Source organism: Aquabacterium sp. (assembly GCF_036279655.1).
Lineage (GTDB): Bacteria > Pseudomonadota > Gammaproteobacteria > Burkholderiales > Burkholderiaceae_C > Aquabacterium.
This window is the reverse complement of sequence record NZ_DASUIT010000055.1, coordinates 30,997-46,931: the sequence shown is the minus strand read 5'-3', so window position 1 is coordinate 46,931 and position 15,935 is coordinate 30,997. Positions and strand designations below refer to the sequence as shown.

General features: G+C 65.5%; 12 protein-coding genes. 6 read left to right on the top strand and 6 right to left on the bottom strand.

Annotated features, from left to right (window positions below):
* From VFW84_RS06220 to VFW84_RS06210, 3 genes are all read left to right on the top strand, one after another.
* A partial coding sequence (locus VFW84_RS06220; RefSeq protein ID WP_329679571.1) for an amidase occupies positions 1-1,109 on the top strand: 1,109 nt, incomplete at its 5' end.
* Positions 1,110-1,188: 79 nt separating this feature from the next.
* Positions 1,189-2,571, top strand: a complete 1,383-nt coding sequence (gene argA / locus VFW84_RS06215) for an amino-acid N-acetyltransferase (RefSeq protein ID WP_329679570.1) — start codon at positions 1,189-1,191, stop codon at positions 2,569-2,571.
* 35 nt (positions 2,572-2,606) lie between these two features.
* Complete coding sequence (locus tag VFW84_RS06210; protein ID WP_329679569.1) at positions 2,607-2,885, top strand: oxidative damage protection protein; 279 nt, start codon at positions 2,607-2,609, stop codon at positions 2,883-2,885.
* A gap of 12 nt (positions 2,886-2,897) precedes the next feature.
* Here the strand turns inward: VFW84_RS06210 and VFW84_RS06205 are convergent, their stop codons facing one another.
* The 5 genes from VFW84_RS06205 to VFW84_RS06185 all read right to left on the bottom strand — a co-directional run bounded on the left by VFW84_RS06205 (position 2,898) and on the right by VFW84_RS06185 (position 10,322).
* The gene (locus tag VFW84_RS06205) at positions 2,898-4,061 is read right to left on the bottom strand and encodes a hypothetical protein (RefSeq protein WP_329679568.1); all 1,164 of its coding nucleotides are present in this window, start codon (positions 4,059-4,061) and stop codon (positions 2,898-2,900) included.
* Between the two features lie 89 nt (positions 4,062-4,150).
* A complete protein-coding gene (locus VFW84_RS06200) occupies positions 4,151-5,107 on the bottom strand; it encodes an alpha-E domain-containing protein (RefSeq protein ID WP_329679574.1) in 957 nt (318 codons plus the stop codon).
* Positions 5,108-5,222: 115 nt separating this feature from the next.
* Positions 5,223-6,656 (bottom strand): circularly permuted type 2 ATP-grasp protein, encoded by a 1,434-nt coding sequence (locus tag VFW84_RS06195; RefSeq protein WP_329679567.1) that lies wholly within the window; start codon positions 6,654-6,656, stop codon positions 5,223-5,225.
* Between the two features lie 105 nt (positions 6,657-6,761).
* On the bottom strand, positions 6,762-7,688 hold the full coding sequence (locus tag VFW84_RS06190) for a transglutaminase family protein (RefSeq protein WP_329679566.1): 927 nt from the start codon (positions 7,686-7,688) through the stop codon (positions 6,762-6,764).
* A gap of 3 nt (positions 7,689-7,691) precedes the next feature.
* On the bottom strand, positions 7,692-10,322 hold the full coding sequence (locus tag VFW84_RS06185) for a circularly permuted type 2 ATP-grasp protein (protein ID WP_329679565.1): 2,631 nt from the start codon (positions 10,320-10,322) through the stop codon (positions 7,692-7,694).
* A gap of 124 nt (positions 10,323-10,446) precedes the next feature.
* On the opposite strand from VFW84_RS06185, the gene VFW84_RS06180 reads away from it, so the two are divergent.
* Both VFW84_RS06180 and VFW84_RS06175 read left to right on the top strand, forming a co-directional pair.
* Positions 10,447-11,316, top strand: coding sequence for a TIGR02594 family protein (locus VFW84_RS06180; protein WP_329679564.1), 870 nt, complete (start codon positions 10,447-10,449; stop codon positions 11,314-11,316).
* Positions 11,317-11,339: 23 nt separating this feature from the next.
* Entirely contained in the window at positions 11,340-11,831 is a 492-nt protein-coding gene (locus tag VFW84_RS06175) for a hypothetical protein (protein ID WP_329679563.1), read from the top strand.
* On the opposite strand, the gene VFW84_RS06170 is transcribed toward VFW84_RS06175, so the two are convergent.
* On the bottom strand, positions 11,818-15,252 hold the full coding sequence (locus VFW84_RS06170) for a transglutaminase family protein (RefSeq protein WP_329679562.1): 3,435 nt from the start codon (positions 15,250-15,252) through the stop codon (positions 11,818-11,820). The genes VFW84_RS06175 and VFW84_RS06170 overlap by 14 nt on opposite strands.
* A 300-nt stretch (positions 15,253-15,552) precedes the next feature.
* Between VFW84_RS06170 and VFW84_RS06165 the strand changes: the two genes are divergently transcribed.
* Positions 15,553-15,762: a Flp family type IVb pilin gene (locus VFW84_RS06165; RefSeq protein ID WP_329679561.1), complete on the top strand. Its 210-nt coding sequence runs from the start codon at positions 15,553-15,555 to the stop codon at positions 15,760-15,762.
* Positions 15,763-15,935 lie beyond the last annotated feature (173 nt).

Below are 15,935 nucleotides of genomic sequence, written 5' to 3'. Positions count from 1 at the left end.
GCGCCCGCAATGTGACCGAGCCCACCGCCTTCGGCCCCGCACGCAACCCCTGGGACACCACCCGCACGCCGGGCGGCTCGTCCGGCGGATCGGCCGCGCTCGTCGCCGCCGGTGTGGTGCCCGTGGCCGGTGCCAACGATGGTGGCGGCTCGATCCGCATCCCGGCTGCCGCCTGCGGTCTGTTCGGACTGAAGGCGGGGCGGGGGCGCATCCCGATTGGCCCCAACATGGCCGAGGGCATGTTCGGTGCCGCCGTTCAAGGGGTGGTCTCGCGCAGTGTGCGTGACACCGCCGCCATGATGGACATCCTGCAGGGCCCCGAACCTCACGCCCCCTACTGGATGCCCCCACCCGACAGCAGCTATCTGCAAGCCATCACCCAGCCGCCCCGTCGCCTGCGCATCGGCTTCACCACCGAATCGCCCATCGGCTTGCCCGTGGACCCCCACGCCGTAGCGGCTGTGGAGGATGCCGCCCGACTGCTGAGCTCCCTGGGGCACGACGTCGAGCCCACCGGGCAACCCGTGGACGGGGAGGCTCTGTCGAGCGACTTCCTGCTGAGCTGGTTCTGCATGATGGCCAGCATCACCAGCGATCTGCAATCGCGCTACGGCATTCCCTTGTCGGACTTCGAGCCGGACACCCGGGCCATGGCAGCCGTGGGGCGCAGCGTATCGGCTGTGGAGTTGCTGCACTGCCTGGATCGCTGGAACGATCACAACCGCGCGCTGAGCGCCTACCATCAGCGCTACGACCTCTGGTTGAGCCCCACGCTGAGCGCGCCACCCCCTGCCATTGGTGCCATGGACACCCCGGGGCATCTGCGCGTGCTGAGCGATCTGGTGGGGCGACTGGGTCTCTCGGGCCTGATGCGCAAGACCCCGCAGTTCAAGGAATCGGTGTTCAAGAACCTGGCCTGGACCCCCTACACCCAACTGGCCAACCTCACGGGGCGCCCCGCCATGTCGGTGCCGCTGTACTGGACACCCCAGGGCTTGCCACTGGGGGTGCAGTTTGTCGCCCCGCTGAACGGTGAGGCCCTGCTGCTGCAATTGGGTGCGCAACTGGAGCAGGCTCGCCCCTGGTTCGATCGACACGCTCCCCTGTGATGTCGCCCTGGCAGCAAAGAGGCCGTACCATTGCAACCTGGGCGACATTGCCCCTCCACGCCTCCACACTCTGCCGTCAATGGACCTGGTCTTTCCTCACACCTTCGTGCCCTGGTTTCGCTCTGTGGCACCGCACATCCACTCGCATCGGGGCAAGACCTTCGTGGTCGGCCTGTCGGGTGAGCTGATCGCCGCCGGCAAGCTCGAAAGCTTCGTGCAGGATCTGGCCCTGATGCAGGCCATGGGCATCAAGATCGTGCTGGCCCACGGCTTCCGGCCTCAGCTGGAGGAGCAGTTGCGCGCCAAGGGGCAGGAATCCAAGTTCAGCCACGGCATGCGCATCACCGATTCCGTGGCCCTGGATTGCGCCCAGGAGGCCGCCGGGCAATTGCGCTACGAGATCGAAGCGGCCTTCTCCCTGGGGCTGCCCAACACGCCCATGGCGGGCGCCTCGGTCAGCGTCATCTCGGGCAACTTCGTCACGGCTCGCCCCGTGGGCATCGTCGACGGTGTGGACTTCATGCACACCGGCCTGGTGCGCAAGATCGACGCTGCCTCCGTGCGCCGTGCCATCGACACCGGCGCCATGGTCATGCTCTCGCCTTTTGGTTTCTCGCACACCGGCGAGGCCTTCAATCTGAGCATGGAAGACGTGGCCACCAGCGCCGCCATCGCCCTGCAGGCCGACAAGCTGATCTTCGTGACCGAGGTGCGCGGCATCCTACAGAGCATCGTGCAGTCCCCCGACCAGGCCGTCGCCCTGGAGGCCGACCAGCACAACCCCGATGCAGAGATCGACCAGGAACTGGCGCTGGCCGATGCCAAGCGCCTGCTCGACGCCCTGCCCAACCCGCTGCAGCCCACCGACACAGCCTTCTACCTGCAACACGCTGTCAAGGCCAGCGAAGGTGGCGTGGAGCGCGTGCACATCATCCCTTTCAAGGTCGATGGTGCCCTGCTCATGGAGGTCTTCACCCACGATGGCGTGGGGACCATGATCGTGGACGAAAAGCTGGAAAGCCTGCGCGAAGCCACCCCCGATGATGTGGGCGGCATCCTCCAGTTGATCGAGCCCTTCGAGAAGGATGGCACCCTGGTCAAGCGCGATCGCACCGAGATCGAACGCGATGTGGCGCAGTACACGGTGATCGAGCACGACGGCGTCATCTTCGGCTGTGCCGCGCTCTACCCCTTCCCCGAAGCCGGCACCGCCGAAATGGCCGCCCTGACCGTGTCGCCCAATGTGCAGGGCACGGGCGACGGCGAGCGCATCCTCAAACGCATCGAGCAACGTGCTCGGGCAATGGGCCTGTCCACACTGTTTGTATTGACAACGCGTACCATGCACTGGTTCAACAAACGGGGCTTTGCCCCGGTGGACCCGAGCTGGCTGCCCGAGGCGCGCAAACGCAGCTACAAGTGGGACCGGCGCTCTCAAGTGCTGGTCAAGCACCTCAAGTGATTTTTCCAACAGCGCCAACAACAAGAGATTCCGACATGGCACGCACCATCCAATGCAAGCACCTCCACAAGGAAGGCGAAGGCCTGGACTTCGCCCCCTACCCGGGTGAACTGGGCAAGCGCATCTACAACGAGATCAGCAAGGAAGCCTGGCAAATGTGGCTCAAGCACCAGACCATGCTGGTCAACGAGAACCGCCTGAACCTGGCCGATGCCCGTGCACGCCAGTACCTGGCCCGTCAGATGGAGCAGTTCTTCTTTGGCGCCGGTGCCGAGCAGGTGCAGGGCTACGTGCCGCCCACCACCAGCGCCTGAGTAGCGCTCAGCTCAGGGCGCCAAGGGCGAGAGCAGCACCTGACGGATCGTTGCACTGCCCGGCGCCCGCACCGCGGCCGCCAGTTGCCCCAGGCCATTGATGTCGGCCACGTCGAGCACCTGCTCACCACTGCTGACACCCAGGGTTCTGGGATCCACGGTCTGCCCGTCCGGGGTGAAGAGCAGGCTGGCGGTCGAGCCCAGTTGCTCGCTCCAGACCTGGACTCGGACCACCCCCGCATCACTCACCGACAGCACATTGCCCGAAAAACCTTCGGGCATGGGCGCCAGGGGAGTGAACTGCCCATTGCGCCAGATGAAAATACGCTCACGGGTGTCACCGTTGAGCATCAGGGTGCCCGCCACGGTGCCGTTGGCACTGGACGCCCCCACGTACACCTGAGAGGCGCCCGCATGGGTCAAGGCCTGGTAGCTGCCATTGCTCCAGAGGTAGCTGGTGCGCGTGTAGGCCGATGAGCCATCCGGGTTGACCGTGAGCTGATGGCTGCGACAGGGCATGACACCGGCATCGCTCAAGCCCACACACCCCACGCCGGAGACACCGCTGGGCGGGCTCAGAGTCAGGACGGAACTGCCACGCCAGATGAAGGGCACCATGGGCGCGCTGGCGCTGGTGCTCGCAAAGCGGTAACCCGCCACCCAGCCCTGCGCATTGATGTGCTGCGCCACGGAGCGAGCCCCCGCCCCCAGGTCCTTGACGGTCCCGCTGCGCCACAGCACCGCATAGCTGCTGGCGTTCGTCGCCGTGGACTTGGCCGCATCGCCAACGGCCCAGCCGCTGTCGTTGACGTCACGCACGGTTGCGGTCGCGTTCGTGAGCAAGGGTTTGAGGCGGGTGGCCTGCGAGCCGGTCCACAGCATGGCGCCCGTGCGCTCGATCGGCACGGTCACCAGCGTGAGCTTGCCGCCGATCCACACCAACTTGGTGGTGGTGCCCAGATTGAGCATGCCATTGCCCACGGCCTGACCGACCTGATTGATGCCCGCGACCGCGGCCCCGCCAGGGGTGAACGCGGGGGCCACGAACTCCTGTGCGATGGCATAACGCTGCGGCAGGGTCTGTGCCATGAGGGGCTGCGCGCCGACGGACAGCAGGCTGGCCATCACGGCCAGCGCCACACGGGAGAAAGGATCAGACACAAGATGACGAGCCATGAACGACCTGTTTGAATGGTTGGGAAACAACCCAGGCAGTGTCTCGTCGATATGAGGGTCGATAAATAGGGACTATTGCCACCCCGCGTTCATGCGGGCATCAGGAAGTCGCGGCTGATGCCGTAACCCAGATCCCCCACACGGTCCAGGAACTGTGTGAGGTAGGCGTGCAGGCCCGTGGCCAGGATCTCGTCGATGCGGCTGAACTGCAGATCGGCGCGCAGGCGCCCGGCCCGGCGGATGGTCTCCTGGCTGTGGTCATTGGCCACGGCGCGCAGATTGCTGACCACCTCGTCCATGCAATGGACCAGGGAGCGGGGCATCTCGGCACGCAGGATCAAGAGTTCGGCCACCTTTTCCGGGCGGATCACATCGCGGTAGACCTTGCGATACACCTCGAAGGCCGAGACGCTGCGCAGCACGGCCGACCAGTGGTAGAAATCCACCTCCTTGCCCTCATTGCCCTGGCCGGAACCAAAGAACTCGGTGTTGCGGGCATGGAACTTCACATCCAGCAGGCGCGCGGTGTTGTCGGCCCGCTCCAGGAAGGTGCCGATGCGCTGGAAGTGGAAGGACTCATCCTGCAGCATGGTACCCAGGGTCACCCCGCGCGAGAGGTGCGAGCGGAACTTGACCCACTCGAACAGCTCGCCGGGGTCCTTCTCAAGAGCACCGGACTTGACCAGGCGGTTGTACTCCAGCCAGGTCTGGTTCATGGTTTCCCACACTTCGGTGGTCAGTGCGCCGCGCACGGCCCGGGCGTTCTCGCGGGCGGCGCGCAGGCAACTGAGGATGCTCGATGGGTTGCCCGCATCCGTGACCATGAAGGTCATGACATCGCGCGCATTGACCGAGTCGTACTTGGCCTTGTATTGGGCCGTCAGCTCGCTGATGCTCAGCAAGCCCACCCAGCCCTGCACCGCCGTCTCGCTGGACTGCGGCAACAGGGACGTCTGGTAGTTCACATCCAGCAGGCGAGCGGTGTTTTCTGCTCGCTCCATGTAGCGGGCCATCCAGAAGAGGTGGTCGGCGGTACGCGAGAGCATGGGCTTGGTCTCCAGGTGCGAGGCATTGCTCACGCGCAAGGCCCCGGTGTCGGTCTCGATCAGGTGGGTCGGCAGATGGTCTTCGATGCGTTCGTTCAGCATGATCCGTCCTCCATCAAGTTTCAAGAACCCAGGTGTCCTTGGTGCCGCCGCCCTGCGAGCTGTTGACCACCAGGGAGCCTTCCTTGAGGGCCACGCGGGTCAGCCCGCCCGGCACCATCTGCACCGTCTTGCCCGACAGCACAAAGGGCCGCAGATCAATGTGGCGAGGCGCGATGCCCGACTCCACAAAGGTCGGACAGGTCGACAGCGACAGTGTGGGCTGGGCGATGTAGTTGCCAGGGTTGGCCACCAGCACGCGGCGGAAATCCTCGATCTCGGCCTGGGTCGCGGCCGGGCCGACCAGCATGCCGTAGCCCCCCGCACCGTGTACTTCCTTGACCACCAGTTCGGCCAGGTGATCCAGGGTGTACTGCAGGTCGTCCTTCTCGCGACAGATGTAGGTCGGCACGTTCTGCAAGATGGGTTTTTCGCCCAGATAGAACTCGATCATCTTGGGCACATAGGGGTAGATCGACTTGTCGTCGGCGATCCCGGTGCCAAAGGCGTTGGCCAGGGTGACGTTGCCGGCCCGATACGCCCGCATCAAGCCCGCCACCCCCAGGTTCGAATCCTTGCGGAAGACCTCGGGGTCCATGAAATCGTCGTCCAGGCGGCGGTAGATCACATCCACACGCTGCGGTCCACGCGTGGTGCGCATGTAGACAAAATCGTCCTTGACGAAAAGATCCTGTCCCTCGACCAGCTCGATGCCCATCTGCTGAGCCAGGAAGGCATGCTCGAAGTAGGCCGAGTTGTACATGCCCGGGGTGAGCACCACCGCAGTGGGTTCGTTGACCGACGCGGGCGCCATGGCGCGCAGGGTGTCGAGCAGGAGGTCGGGGTAGTGGGCCACCGGGGCCACGCGGTGCTCGGCAAACAGCTCGGGAAAGAGCCGCATCATCATCTTGCGGTTTTCCAGCATGTAGCTCACGCCGCTGGGCACGCGCAGATTGTCTTCCAGCACGTAATAGGTCCCCGAGCCATCGGGGTTGCAGGCCCGGACCATGTCGATGCCCGCGATGATGGAATAGATCCCACCAGGCACATCCAGGCCGATCATCTCCTTGCGGAACTGGGCGTTGTTGAGCACCGGTTCGGCCGGAATGATGCCGGCCTTGAGGATCTCCTGGTCGTGGTAGATGTCCTCCAGGAAGCGATTGAGGGCCATCACGCGCTGGCGCAAGCCCTTTTCCATCTCGCGCCACTCGTGGCTGGGGATGATGCGCGGAATGAGATCGAAGGGGATCAGGCGCTCGGTGCCGGCGCCCGACTCGTCCTTGTCGCCATAGACGGCAAAGGTGATGCCGACCCGGCGGAAGATCATCTCGGCCTCGTCGCGCCTGGATTGCATGACCTCGCGCGGCTGGCGCGCCAACCAACGGTCGTAGGTCTGGTAGTGGTCACGCACCAGGGTGCCGTTGGCGTGCATTTCGTCGAAAAATCGCATCGCTTGTTCCCTCGCGGGGAGTTCCAGAAAAATGCAGACACCCTATGCAAAGCATGGACTATGCCAAGCCTCGCAAACGAGCAGGCCATGTGACGGAATGTACGCTCAGGCGGGCACACCCTCCAGCGGCAAGGTGGTGACATGCACCAATAAGGTGTGTGCGCCACCGCCTCGGATCACGCCGCGCAAGGGCGTCACATCCCCGAAATCACGGCCATGGGCCACGCGGATGTGCTGCCTGCCGGGCAGGCAATCGTTGGTGGGGTCAAGATCGAGCCACTCGCCGGCCAGTTCACCCGACAGGCCCGGGCACCAGACGCTCACCCAGGCATGCGAGGCATCGGCCCCGACCAGCCTGGCCTGCCCCGGTTGCGGCTGGGTCAGCAGGTAGCCGCTGACATAACGGGCCGACAGACCGCTGGCGCGCAGACACCCCAACATGAGGTGCGCAAAATCCTGGCACACGCCCTGACGACGCTCGAACACCTCCAGGATGGGCGTGGAAATGTCGGTGGTGGATGGCGCGTAACGAAAGTCGCGATGGATGCGTCGCATCAGCTCGATGACGCCTTCCGCCAGGGGGCGCGAGGGATGCAATGAGGGGGTGGCGTAATCGCGCAGGGCCTCGTGCAGCGGCACGTAGGGCGACGCGTAGGCGAACTCGCTGGCCGCCTCGAAGGGGGCATGCGCCCGATAGCTCAAACGCTCACGCACGCCCGCGACGTGCAGCGTGGTGCCGGGATCGAGGCCCAGGTAGCGCTCCCTGACCTCAACCTCGCTGCGCGCGCGCACCGTCAGTTCGGTGTGGGGCGCATTGATCGCAAAATAGGCCCGGCTGTTGCCAAAGGCATCGCGGCGCGTGCTGTGCTGCGTGGGCAGCGGGCTCACGGACATGTCGAACACACGCAAGGTCTGCGCGGCATCCGACAAGGGGCGCAGGCAGGCGACATGGTGGGCCATCTCGACCGCATGGCTGTACTCGTAGCGCGTCACGTGTTCGACGCTCAGTCGGGTCGGGTCATGGGCGGACATGGCTCAGGCACTCATGGTCTGTTCGGTCGGCTCGGCATGGGCAAAGTAGCGATGTCCCAACTCGTCGGACAGGCGCCAGCCCGCATCCGCCAGACGTTCGGCCAGGGCCAGCACGGCAGCCTCGCCATTGGCCGGTGCCGCCAGCACCTCGGGCGCCACGCCCACCCCTTCCCAGGGCAGCAAGGCCAGCAAGTCGCCCTGCTGCCCGGCGCGCACGGGCAATTTGCCCAGCTCGGTCCGCAGGCGCCTGAGCACGCAGGCCAGGGCACGGGGGTTGGTTTCATCGAGCACCACGGTGGCCACCAGCGCGGGCCACTCCAGACGCCGCTGGAATCGCGCCCGGAAGGTGATGGCGCTGTCAAAGAGCATCAGCAGCAGATCAAAGCTCAGGGGACTGTGACAGGCGCCATGCTGCACAAAAGCCTGCAGGAAGGCTGCATATCCGCACAGCCGCTCCACCAGGCGCCCCACCGTCAGCAGACGCCAGCCGGCGTCACGCGTCATGCGGTCGCTCTGCGCGCCCGTCACAGCCGCCAGCTGCATGGCCAGATGCTCCAGCGCGTCCCGCCCCCCGCCCAGCGCCACCGGAGCGACCTCGTCCGGCCTCATGCGGGCGACAAAGTCAGGGCACAAGGTGCGCAAGAGCCGGTCATGCTCGGGCGACAGGCGATCCCTCAGAAGCTGGGCCGAGCGGCCCAGGGTGTTCAGGTTCCAGGCCAGGCTGCAGGCCCCCTGGGAGGCCTGGACATCGGTCAGGGCCTCCAGGGTTGCGCGCTCAAACACCCGGGGCGACTGCGCCAAGGTGGGCGTTCCGGTGGGCACCAGGCCCAGCCCCTCGCTCAGCGCGGACATGGCCTCCAGCACAACCGGCTCGGCGTGGTCTTCGTCGCCGAGCAGATGGATCAGTCCCTGCACCAGCCTCAACTGCTGCTCGGCCCGCTCGGTGTAGCGCCCCATCCAGAACAGGTTCTCCCCCGTGCGGCTGGCCACGGGCCGCTGGCGCTGCACCAGATCCTCCAGCCGCATGTGCTGGGGCAGCATCGAGAAGCTGTCGACGGGCTCTTGCGTCACCACCCAGGTGTCCAGACTGGAGCCCCCGCGTTGCATGGACACGGGACCGGCTTCGCGCGAGGCGATGCGTGTCATGCCCCCCGGCAGCACCTGCCAGCCGCCCATGCCATCGGCCAGGGCATACACGCGCAAGGAGGCTCCGCGTGGACTGCAATGGCCCTGCGACCACACCGGTGTCTGCGAATACGGCACGAAACTCTGGGCGGTGTAGGTGCCCGGCTCCCGCTCGATGCGCTCGCGCCAGAGCTTGAGGCCCTCGGGGGTGAGCGTGGGGCCGATCACTGGCTCGAAGCCGCGACGCGGGTAGGTGGAGCGAATGACCTGCTGCCCCAGTTGAGGCGCCACGGCCTGCCAGGCTGCCGACTCGCCGCACCACCAGGTGGGCAAGGAGGGCAGGACCAGGTCCTCGCTCAGGAGGGTGCGCGACAGCGCCGGCAGAAAGCCGTGGATGGCGGGCGACTCCAGAAAGCCCGTTCCCAGGGCATTGGCCACCACCACATTCCCCGCGCGAATCGCCTGCAGGAGGCCCGGCACCCCCAGTGTGGAGTCGGGACGCAACTCCAGGGGATCGCAAAAGTCATCGTCCAGCCGGCGCAGCAGACCATGCAGCGGCTCCAGACCCTGCACCGTCTTGAGGTAGACGCGTTCATCGCGCACGATGAGATCCCCCCCTTCGACCAACGGGATGCCCAGATAGCGCGCCAGGTAGGCGTGCTCGAAATAGGTCTCGTTGTAGGGACCAGGCGTCCACAGGGCCAGGCGCGGTGTCTGACCTGCTGCACAGGGCTCCGCCAGCGCGGATAGGGTATCGAGCATGCGCCGATAGCTGCTGGCCAGGTGCTGCACATTCATCGCCCGGTAGGCCTCCGGAAACTGCCGGGACACCAGCAGGCGGTTCTGCATCACATAGCCCAGGCCGGAGGGGGCCTGGGTGCGCTGCGACACCACCCACCAGAGGCCATCGTCACCGCGCACCAGATCCAAGGCCAGCACGTGCAGATGGATCCCGCCGGGTGGCTGCACGCCCTGCAGCCCACGCAGATAACCCGGGTGTCCCAGGACCAGGGCCGCCGGCAAGAGCCCATCCTTCAGGACACGCTGCGGTCCATAGACATCCTGCAAGATGGTGTTGAGCAAGGCCGCGCGCTGAGACACCCCTCGCTCGATGAGGGCCCAATCCTGTGGCCCCACGATCATGGGCAGCACTTCCAGTGACCAGGGACGGCTGCGCCCACCCGGGGCGCTGTAGATGTTGTAGGTGATCCCGTCTTCGATGATCTGCTGTCCCAGCACCGACTGGCGACGGCTGAGGTCGTCCAGGGGGCCACCCAGATGCTCCGCGAACTGCTGCCACACGGGCCGCAGCCGACCATGCGCGTCGCGCAACTCATCGTGATGGCCGGGCTCGGCCGCTCGCGCCCGCGCCAGCAGATCCGCCGCCACCACGGCCCCGGCCGGCCGCCCCTGCGGCAGCGCATCGGCATCAAACAAAGGCAGTGAGGTCATGTTCTTGTGCATCCAGGGGCGGAAGATGGCGATGGAGCAGGCGCCGACTGCCATCATGGCGCCATTGTCCCAAATGTCGCAGCAGCATAAGCAAGACTTTCGCCAGCCTGAACAAGACGCAGGGCGCCCAAAGGTGTAAATTGCCGTTTTGCCATGTCGGCACAGCAATTGGAGGCACCCCATGCGCGCACTGGAGCAGTGGATCCATCTGGGGCCTGACGCCTTGTCAGGCTGGCGGTCACCAGCACGGTCCGTGGTGGTGTCGGCCGTGCCGCCCGCATCCAGCACCCTGCGCCGCGGCGACCAAGGCCCCGCCGTGCAGCGGCTGCAGACCTTGCTCAACGCCAACAGCCGCCCCAGCCCGCACCTGCGCACAGATGGGGATTTCGGGCCGGGCACCGACCGGGCCGTGCGCGCCTTCCAGACCTCCCGGGGCCTGACGGCCGACGGCATCGTTGGCGCCATGACCTGGCTGGCCTTGCAGAGCGTGCCCGGTGATTTGCCTGGCGTGACGGCCATCGCCACCCCGCGCGTCACCCCTCGACCACAGAGCGCGCCGACCTCGTCGACCTCATCCACCCCCTCCGTCTCGCCCGCATCGTCAGGAGGTAGCGCCGCCAGCTGGATGGACATCGCGCGAGCCGAGATCGGGCAATCCGAGGTGGTCGGGCAGCAGCACAACCGCCGCATCCTGGAATACCACGCCACCACCACCTTGCGCGCGGGCAGCGACGAGATTGCCTGGTGCGCATCTTTCGTCAACTGGGTGATGCAGCAAGCCGGCATCACCGGCACGCGCAGCGCCGCAGCCGCCAGCTGGATCAACTGGGGCCAGGCCACCACGCCCCGCGAGGGCGCCATCATCGTGATCCGCAACGCAGCAGCCGCGGGCTCCAGCCTGACCACCAGCGGCAACCACGTCGGCTTCCTGGTCGAACAGACGGACCGCCACTACACCGTGCTGGGAGGCAACCAGAGCAATCAGGTCAAAATCTCCCAGTTCCGTCGCAGCAGCTGGCAATTGCGAGCCCTGCGCTGGCCCACCACCTGACCTGAACTCCCCCTGCCCATCCCATGAAGCTCGCTGCCAAGACCCTGCTGCTGGCCCTCTGCTGCGCCTCGTCGCTGGCCTGGGCGACGACCGCGACCGCCGTGACCGCCGCCAGCACGTCCGCCAGCACGCCCGCCGGCAAACCCACGGCCAAAGCCTCGGCCCAGGTGTTCTGGAGCGCCTTTCGACAAGCGGTCGCACAAGGCGATGATGCGGCGCTGCAGTCCATGGTCAAGCTGCCGCTGCTGGTGCGAGGCGAGATGGATGACGACCCCGTGCAACGCGTGGGCCGCGCCCGGCTGAAGCACATGCTTCACGAAGTGCTGGATCAGCCCATCTTCAGCAGCGAAGGCGGCGCCACGGTCAAGCGCTCCCTGCGCGAGGTCATCACCCGGACCGAGCAGTTGCCCGCCCGAGCCTGGATGACCCCCACATCCTTCCGGGTCGAGCAGTTGGAGTTTCAATGGAGCCGCGGGCAGTGGAAGCTGACCCGCGCCTACCTCAGCCCTGCTTGACGCGCCGCAGATCCAGCGTGAGTGGATGCTCCAGACCCGGCTCGCTGGTCTGGATCTCCATGCGGCCCGGGGTGTGCCCCAGCCGGAAGAAGCGCGCCAGCCGACGGCTCTCCGCCTCGTAACTGTTGATGGGGAAGCTGTCGTAATTGCGCCCCCCGGGATGGGCCACGTGATACTGGCAGCCCCCCAGTGAGCGCTTGAGCCAGGTGTCCACCAGATCAAAGGTCAGCGGCGCATCGGAGCCGATGGTGGGGTGCAGACACGAGGGTGGCTGCCAGGCCCGGTAGCGCACACCGGCCACGAACTCTCCCACCCGCCCCGTCGGATGCATGGGCACGGTGTGCCCATTGACGGTGACCACATGGCGGTTGCCATTGAGGCCTGTGGCGCGCAACTCCAGCCGCTCCAGGGACGAATCCACGAAGCGCACGGTCCCGCCAGCGGCCCCCTCTTCGCCCATCACATGCCAGGGCTCCAGGGCACTGCGCAAGGTCAGGCGCACGCCGGCCACGGCCACCTCACCCACGAAGGGAAAGCGGAACTCCAGATGCGGCGCGAACCAGCTCGGGTCGAAGTCAAAACCGGCCTCGGACAACTCGGCCAGCACGTCGGCAAAATCCTGCTCGACAAAGCTGGGCAACATGAAGCGGTCATGCAGGCCCGTGCCCCAGCGCGTCAGGCGTTGCGCACCATGCCCCCGGTAAGGCTCACGCCAGAACCAGGCCACCAGCGCTCGCAGCAGCAACTGCTGCACCAGGCTCATGCGTGCATGGGGTGGCATCTCGAAGGCCCGCAACTCCAGCAAACCCAGCCGACCCGTGGGCCCATCGGGTGAGTAGAGCTTGTCGATGCAGAACTCGCTGCGGTGCGTGTTGCCCGAGGCGTCAATGAGCAGGTTGCGCAAGGCACGATCGATCACCCACGGCGGGCACTGCCCCCACAGCCCCATCTGCCGCTCGATTTCCTTGAGGGCAATCTCGACCTCGTACACCTGATCCTGGCGCGCCTCGTCGATGCGCGGCGCCTGGCTCGTGGGCCCGATGAACAGCCCGGAGAACAGATAGGACAGAGAGGGGTGGTTGTGCCAGAAAGTCAGCAAGCTGGCCAGCAACTCGGGCTTGCGCAAGAAGGGGCTGTCCACCGGCGTGGCGCCGCCCAGCACGAAGTGATTGCCACCGCCCGTGCCGGTATGGCGTCCATCGAGCATGAACTTCTCGGTGGACAGGCGCGTCTCGTGCGCCGCCTGATAGAGGAACTCCGTGTGGTCGACCAGTTGGTCCCAACTGGAGGCCGGATGGATGTTGACCTCGATGACTCCGGGGTCGGGCGTCACCTGCAACATCTTCAGGCGCGGATCCCGCGGTGGTGGATAGCCCTCCAGCACGATCTGCACCCCCAGATCGGCGGCCGTGGCTTCGACCGCCGCCAACAGGGTCAGATAGTCATCCAGTTGCGTGAGGGGCGGCATGAACACATACAGCACGCCACCGCCCCGCCCCTGCGCCTCCACCTTGGGCCCGCTGGCCCGATCGGGGTTGCGCACCTCCACCACCAGGGCCGTGCGGGTGATCCAGTTCGCCGACGCAAAGCGGTCCGGCGATGCCCCCCCCGACTCATGCCCCTGGCCTTGCACGGCCACGACACCCCCTTCGGCAAAACCACCGCCCGTGCGATGCGATGCATAGGCCTGGCCTGCGTACTGCGCCCGCAAAGCCGCAGCAGCGGGCAAGGCCCCCTTGTCGGCAAAGGGATCATGCGCAAGCATGTGGGGGAACTCCTCCGGGCTGACCCAGGGCAGCGAGTCCAGCGGCAAGCGGTAGCCCATGGGTGAATCCCCCGGGAAGAGATACATGCGCTCGTCACGGAAGAACCAGGGGCCGGTGACCCAGGTCGGCCCACTCAGATCCGGCGCCACATCCCGCTTGAGTGGCAGGACATAGCCGGTGACCTGATCCAGCCCCTGACTGAAGACTCGGCGCAAACGCACACGCTCCAGCTCGTCGTCCAGACGCGAATCCAGCGGGTCGACATTGACCGGCAAGCGGCGCTCACGCCAGAGGTAGTACCAGACATCCTCATAGCCCGGCAGGATGTGATCGGCGCCCACGCCCAGGCGCTGAGACAGGGATTCGATGAAACGCTTCGCATCGTCGCTGGTGTAGCGCACCTCACTGCGCTCATCGGCGAACAAGCTGGGGTCATGCCAGCACGGCTGCCCATCCTCGCGCCAGAAGATGGACAAGGCCCAGCGCGGCAACTGCTCACCTGGATACCACTTGCCCTGTCCGAAATGCAGGAAACCGCCCTGTCCATAGCGCTCTCGCAGGCGATGCACCAAAGTGGTGGCCAGGCCCCGCTTGGTGGGCCCCAGGGCCTCGGTATTCCATTCCGCACCATCGCGGTCATCGACCGACACGAAGGTGGGCTCCCCCCCCATGGTCAGGCGCACATCCCCCTCATGCAACTGGACGTCGACCTCCTGTCCCAGGGCCTGGATCGCCTGCCATTGCTCGTCGGTGTAGGGCTTGGTGACGCGAGGGCTCTCATAAATGCGTGTGATGCCCATGTGATGAGAAAAGCTCACCTCGCATTCATCCACGGCACCGCTCACGGGCGCCGCTCCCGTGGGCTCGGGAGTGCAGGCCACCGGGATGTGGCCCTCACCGGCCATCAGGCCGGAGGTGGGGTCCAGGCCGATCCAGCCCGCGCCGGGCAGGAACACCTCGCACCAGGCATGGAGATCGGTGAAGTCGACCTCGGTGCCTGAGGGACCATCCAGTGCCGCCACATCAGCCTTGAGCTGGATCAGGTACCCCGACACGAAGCGCGCAGCCAGCCCCAGGTGCCGCAGGGCCTGCACCATGAGCCAGCCGGTGTCACGACATGAGCCCGAGCCCAGGGTCAAGGTCTCCTCGGGTGTCTGCACGCCCGGCTCCATGCGGATCGTGTAGGCAATGTCCTGCTGCAAACGCTGATTGAGCGTCACCAGGAAATCGATGGTCCGCACCTCGCTGCGATCGATGCTGTCCACGAAAGCCTTGAAACGCGGCGTCAGCTCCGCCTTGGCCAGATAGGGCGCCAAATCGTGCAAGGAGGCCGCATCGTAGGCAAAGGGATAGTGCTCCGCCTCGGGCTCCAGAAAGAAATCAAAGGGGTTGTAGACCGCCATCTCGGCCACCAGATCCACGGTGACCTTGAACTCCCGGGTTTTCTCGGGAAACACCAGGCGAGCCAGGTGATTCGAAAACGGATCCTGCTGCCAATTGATGAAATGGGCTGCCGGCTCGATCTTGAGTGAATACGACAGCACACGGGTGCGGCAATGGGGCGCCGGTCGCAGGCGAACAAGCTGCGGCGACAGCTGGACCAGCCTGTCGTAGGTGTAATGGGTAACGTGGTTCAGTGCGACGTGGATGGACACTCGGGACTCCGCTTGTCTTGAAATGGAACGGTCAGCTCCATCCGTGAGCAAGTTACGGGCCCAGTGAGCGCCAGGCATCCCGCCAATGACCAGGGCCATCCGCTGGCGGCCAGCGTCAGCGCCAGCCCAGTCAATTTGTCCAAATAGACCATCAGGGCCATCAGAAACGCTCGATGGTAGCGTTGTCAGGCGCCCATGGCAACATCAACCGACCTTGAGAAATGTCAATGGCGCAATGCAGCAAATGGGAGTAAATTTAGTTACGGACAACCCATTCACATTCACTTGGAGCCACTGCAAATGAAAACCCTGATCAAATTCTTCCGCGACTTCGCCTCTGACGAGAGTGGCGCCACCGCTATTGAATATGGTCTGCTCGCGGCACTCATCTCCGTGGTGATCATCGTGGCTGCAGCGCTGGTGGGCACAAACCTCACCACCTTATTCCAGCAGGTGGCTGACTGCCTGGGTGGCGGCCCAGGCAATGGCACCTGCCCTGGCGGCGCCTGAAACAGGTATTGGGCGCTCTTGGCGAGCGCATTCCACTTTCATTGAAAACTGCGACAGCGGGAACCTGTATGCGCCCTCAGCTACCCAGGTTTGATGACAGTTGCCTTCGCCCCACATCACCCGAGGCCGAGAGTATCTGAAACCCATGGCGCAGCGCAGCAATTGAGAGTAGA